This is a genomic window from Microcystis sp. M53598_WE2, from assembly GCF_030067735.1.
Lineage (GTDB): Bacteria > Cyanobacteriota > Cyanobacteriia > Cyanobacteriales > Microcystaceae > Microcystis > Microcystis aeruginosa.
In genome coordinates this window covers 1-4,748 of record NZ_JASJFE010000101.1, presented here as the reverse complement: position 1 = coordinate 4,748, position 4,748 = coordinate 1, and the positions used below count along the sequence as shown (strand labels likewise).

Genomic DNA, 4,748 nt, shown 5'->3' with positions numbered 1-4,748 from the left:
TCAAAGGGATTAACATCAGGAACAAAAGTTAAATTAACCAATCTATTTGCGCCAAAATTATCCTTTAACTTAGGAATTAAACCCGCTTGCACGAGAGAAGACTTACCACTTCCCGACGCACCTAAAAGCAATAAAACATTCTTTTGCTTTAAATAATCGGTTAACTCAACAATCCAATTATCTCGCCCAAAAAACCTATCCTTATCATCTACTTCAAACTTCCTTAACCCCAAATAAGGTGAACCGTAATTAAAGTTTGAGCCTGAATCTCAACTCCTGACTTTTGGGTGATAATATATTGATTGATTACACCGCCACTAATATCACCTGCAATTCCCTTAAATTCACCATCACCGCTAAGACCTTTAACATCACCCCCTATTTCTGAATAATAACTTTTATCAGTCATTTTTGCTACCCCAAAATTATTCTTTTCAAGTTAACTTTAAATTGCAGTTTTAGAATTAGCACTCTTTAAGGACTTCCTACTAAACCAAACAATTTAGCCAAACCGCCTAAAATCGTTACAATTAAAGCAACTAAAATCCCTCGACTGACAAACTCTTGATTCTCTAAGCGCTTTTCCACGCCATCAATTTTTCCCTCTAGACGCTTCTCACTACCATCAATTTTTTCCTCTAGACGCTTCTCGACACCATCAATTTTTTCCTCTAGACGCTTCTCGACACCATCAATTTTTTCCTCCAGACGCTTCTCGACACCATCAATTTTTCCCTCCAGACGCTTAATTTCACCTTTAACTTCACTAAGTTCAATCTTAATATCAGTAACATCTTTTTGAAGATTGTCTAACTTTTGATTGATTTGAATTAGAAAATCTTTAAGTTCTACCTCAACAGTAATTGACATAAATTTCCCTCCTAAATAATCCTCAACTAATTAATGTTCTGACTAACAGTTGCACCACTAATATCTCCTGCAATTCCCTTAAAAGTACCATCTACCACCATTCCTTTAATATCACCACCAACATTAATATTATACTTACCTGCGGCAAATTCTTCAGGTTTTAATTGCTTAAGTAATTCTTCTGCTGTCTTAATAACCTCTGCATCTCTATCAATTTTTGCTTCAAGTAACTCTTCTTTGAGCAGTGTTTTTACCCCCTCTGAATCTGGTTTTTTCTCATGTTTATCGACGATATCACTATCATCTGTTTTCCCTTTTTCTGCAAATTTCTTCTTAATCAACGCTTTTAAACCCTCATAAGCATCCTTAACGGCTGTTCCTGCCGTATCCTTAGCAGCAGCAACCGCACCAGCAGCCAACGCAGCGAGAATTAGAGAAATTGGTTCCATTGCCTGAGACTCCAAATTAGATATTGCTGACTCAATTTTAGATCAAAGCAAAGTATCTGACGCAATTATGGCGCAGGTATTGGGCGCGGATGGCTTGCTGAAAAGCTAATTCATTCAGTTGATTACGCTTCTGGGGACATTGGGAAGACGGGATCGAAGGTTCTTGATAGGGGGCAACTAACTTATTTTCGCTTTTACCAAGGGGTAAAGTTTTAATTCCACACTGGGGAACTACTTCCGGTGCAGAAGCATAGTAAATTCCTCCCGGATTTTGGGAAACTTTTCTGAGAGCGGAAGTTGTACTGTAAATGTACTGAATATTACTCCCAAAATCGGCTTTTTCTAAAACCTGATCGATAAAAAATTCCACGGTTCCCCCATCTTCCTTGCGTCGGGAATAGGGAATAATGGCTAAATTAGGCCCGCCCACTTGCCGCCAATTGCTAATTTTTCCTGTATAAATATCTTTTAACTGGGTAATTGTTAGACCGGAAACTGGTAAATCGGGATGAACTGCGATCGCAATTCCATCGATAGCCACGGGAACCTCTTTTAAGGTCAATCCCCGTTGTTGAGCGCGTTGTATTTCCTCATCTTTGAGCGATCGAGATGCTTGGGAAAAAGCCAATTGATTCTCGATTAACATCCGAATACCGCTGCCGGTGCCGGGGGTTCCCGTAGTGGGATCGGTATAGACAAGGCGAAATTTCGGCCAGACTTGCTGGATAATAAAGTCCACTTCCTTGCGAATCGGGGCCCAAGTGGTACTTCCCCCGTAGTTAAATAATCCTTCTGGGACATTTTTAACTGCACCTAAAGTTTCAGAAATTTGATTATTCGAGGAGGAAGAAGAATTAGATCGATCATTGAGATTGGGAAAGGTTTTGTTGAGCAACCACCAAGCAATTCCTCCTAAAAGTGCCGATGTCACCCAAACCGTCAACAGCAGCGGAAGAATTTCATTTTTCTGGGACATAAAATCAGGATCACGATTCGGACTACTTTAATGATAATCCCAGCTTTTTTTAATGACCCTAACTTTTACAATTCTTTCGGGTTGTGCCAAGGGTTAAGGATCAACCATAGAGACACGAACAACAGAAAGGAGAGGATAGATTCGATGAGTAATACTAAACCAGGTTATTAAAAACTGATTATTTATTCTCCCTTTTGCCTCTTGCCTCTTGCATGAGTGCCTGTCCTGATATGTAAGCCTATACTCAACGGATTTAGTATAAAACCTATCAGACAAAGGACAAGATAGCGATATAACCTGCTTGAGCATCTTCTCCTGTTGACTGGCTACAGACCTTCGAACAGCAAAAAACTTGAACAACAAAAACTAGAACAGCAAGGGATGGAGGCAACCCCATCCCCAAACTAGACAATTATGCTATTCTTTTTTATACATCACCTCCACCACGGTATGGACGTTACCTCTGGGATGAAAATCCCCCTTAACTTTCATCTGCAAGGGTTCGCAAGCGGCCACCAAATCATCTAAAATTTGGTTAATTGCTTCTTCGTGGGAAATATAACGATCGCGATAACTATTAATATAAAGTTTAATCGCCTTTAATTCCATCACCTTTTGATCGGGAACGTAGCTAAGATAAATAGTGGCAAAATCGGGATAACCGGAAAAGGGACACTTACAGGTATATTCCGGCAGAGTGATCTGAATATCGTAATTTCTGCCAGGGCGTGGATTGGGGAAAGTAATTAATGTTCCTTCGGCAATTTCTCTTTCCCCGTACTTAACCTCAATTTTTTCGGAAGACTGAACCATGTTTTTTCCTAACTAGACAATGTTTCCTATCATAGCTGGAATATTCTCTCAAGAGGCGTTACCGAATCAAGAGATGAATAGTAACTCCTGCATCCTATTGACAAATTAGCTTAGTCCAGGGTTGAAAGAATGCCGAGAAGACAATGCAGACTTAAAATCAGCCAAGTCGAATTTTCAGGTAAAAAATGCTCTATGATTAACTCTAAAGATACTGTAAAACTGGTTTCATGCTCTCCGAGATTAAAAACATAGCCGAGAGTCTCGCACCCCGATTAGTGGAGATTCGCCGCCACATTCACGCGAATCCAGAGTTAAGTGGGCAAGAATATCAAACGGCCGCCTATATTGCCGGGGTTTTGTCTTCCTGTGGTCTATCGGTGCAGGAAGCGGTGGGAAAAACGGGAGTTAAGGGAGAATTGGCGGGAAAAGGCAGTGATCGAAGGATTTTAGCTATCCGCGCCGATATGGATGCCCTACCGATCCAAGAAAGAACCGATTTAGACTTTGCTTCCCGCAAACCCGGGATTATGCACGCCTGCGGTCACGATGTTCATGCTACCGTCGGTTTAGGGGTGGCGATGGTGCTTTCCCGTCTCTCGGAACCTTTGGGGGGAAAAATACGCTTTCTCTTTCAACCAGCAGAGGAAATCGCCCAGGGGGCTAATTGGATGATCCGGGAGGGGGTGATGCGGGATGTCAGCGCCGTTTTGGGGCTGCACGTTTTCCCCTCGATTCCGGCCCGATCGATCGGAGTTCGTTACGGGGCCTTAACTGCAGCTGCCGACGATCTGGAGATTTTTATTCAAGGGGAATCCGGCCACGGGGCCCGGCCCCACGAGGCGATCGATGCTATCTGGATCGCCTCCCAAGTAATCACCACTTTGCAACAGGCAATTAGTCGGACTCAAAACCCTTTGCGTCCCATTGTCCTCACCATCGGGCAGATTAGCGGTGGTCGCGCCCCCAACGTCATCGCTGATCAGGTACGCATGGCGGGAACCGTGCGATCGCTGCACCCAGAAACCCACGCCCATCTCCCGGAATGGATCGAGAGTTTGGTCACGAATGTCTGTAGCACCTATAACGCAAAATGTCAAGTAAAATATCGTCGGGGCGTGCCATCGGTGCAAAATGACCAATTTTTAACCCGTTTAGTCGAAGAAGCTGGTTTAGAAGCTTGGGGACAGGATCGGGTTTTAATTCTCTCGGAACCCTCCATGGGGGCCGAGGATTTTTCCCTTTATTTGCAACAGGCCCCGGGGACAATGTTCCGTCTGGGAGTGGGTTCTCCTCACCTCCTCAATCCCCCCCTTCACCATCCGGAATTTTTAGTGGATGAGTCGGCAATTCTGACGGGAGTGATTACTTTAGCCTACGCGGCCTATAAATATTGGCAACGGCAAGATTAAACCGGTTTTTCAAGATAATTTTATGGAAATTTGGCAAGATTTAGAACGTAGGTTGGGTTGAAGCATGAAACCCAACACCCGCATAGTTTACGCTACCGCTAACCCATCCTACAAATAATTGTGCCTCCCTACTTAGGGTTTGCTGAAAAAGCTTTTCGGTGGTGGCAGGGTGTGGGGTGTGGGGTGTGGGGTGTGGGGTTTTACCAGTTTTGAGGTGGTCAACTACCTAAT

Annotated in this window: 5 protein-coding genes and 1 pseudogene; 1 reads left to right on the top strand and 5 read right to left on the bottom strand. The window is 43.4% G+C overall.

Going from position 1 to position 4,748, the window contains the following annotated elements; all coding sequences use genetic code 11:
- The 5 genes and pseudogenes from PX636_RS22560 to queF form a co-directional block, all read right to left on the bottom strand.
- Nucleotides 1-409: pseudogene (locus PX636_RS22560) on the bottom strand (ATP-binding protein); the annotation flags it as partial.
- 65 nt (nucleotides 410-474) lie between these two features.
- Complete coding sequence (locus PX636_RS02340) at nucleotides 475-870, bottom strand: DUF4164 family protein (protein ID WP_288116113.1); 396 nt, start codon at nucleotides 868-870, stop codon at nucleotides 475-477.
- 26 nt (nucleotides 871-896) lie between these two features.
- Entirely contained in the window at nucleotides 897-1,319 is a 423-nt protein-coding gene (locus PX636_RS02335; RefSeq protein WP_288116112.1) for a Het-E N-terminal domain-containing protein, read from the bottom strand.
- 37 nt (nucleotides 1,320-1,356) lie between these two features.
- Nucleotides 1,357-2,295: a substrate-binding domain-containing protein gene (locus tag PX636_RS02330; protein ID WP_288116111.1), complete on the bottom strand. Its 939-nt coding sequence runs from the start codon at nucleotides 2,293-2,295 to the stop codon at nucleotides 1,357-1,359.
- 417 nt (nucleotides 2,296-2,712) lie between these two features.
- On the bottom strand, nucleotides 2,713-3,108 hold the full coding sequence (queF, locus tag PX636_RS02325) for a preQ(1) synthase (RefSeq protein WP_002740916.1): 396 nt from the start codon (nucleotides 3,106-3,108) through the stop codon (nucleotides 2,713-2,715).
- 227 nt (nucleotides 3,109-3,335) lie between these two features.
- Between queF and PX636_RS02320 the strand changes: the two genes are divergently transcribed.
- Entirely contained in the window at nucleotides 3,336-4,517 is a 1,182-nt protein-coding gene (locus PX636_RS02320; RefSeq protein WP_288116110.1) for a M20 family metallopeptidase, read from the top strand.
- Nucleotides 4,518-4,748: the final 231 nt, after the last annotated feature.

Excerpts from the sequence above, each read along its gene's own strand:
- PX636_RS02340 (WP_288116113.1), bottom strand. The coding sequence starts at position 870 with ATGTCAATTACTGTTGAGGTAGAACTTAAAGATTTTCTAATTCAAATC.
- PX636_RS02335 (WP_288116112.1), bottom strand. The coding sequence starts at position 1,319 with ATGGAACCAATTTCTCTAATTCTCGCTGCGTTGGCTGCTGGTGCGGTT.
- PX636_RS02330 (WP_288116111.1), bottom strand. The coding sequence starts at position 2,295 with ATGTCCCAGAAAAATGAAATTCTTCCGCTGCTGTTGACGGTTTGGGTG.
- queF (WP_002740916.1), bottom strand. The coding sequence starts at position 3,108 with ATGGTTCAGTCTTCCGAAAAAATTGAGGTTAAGTACGGGGAAAGAGAA.
- PX636_RS02320 (WP_288116110.1), top strand. The coding sequence starts at position 3,336 with ATGCTCTCCGAGATTAAAAACATAGCCGAGAGTCTCGCACCCCGATTA.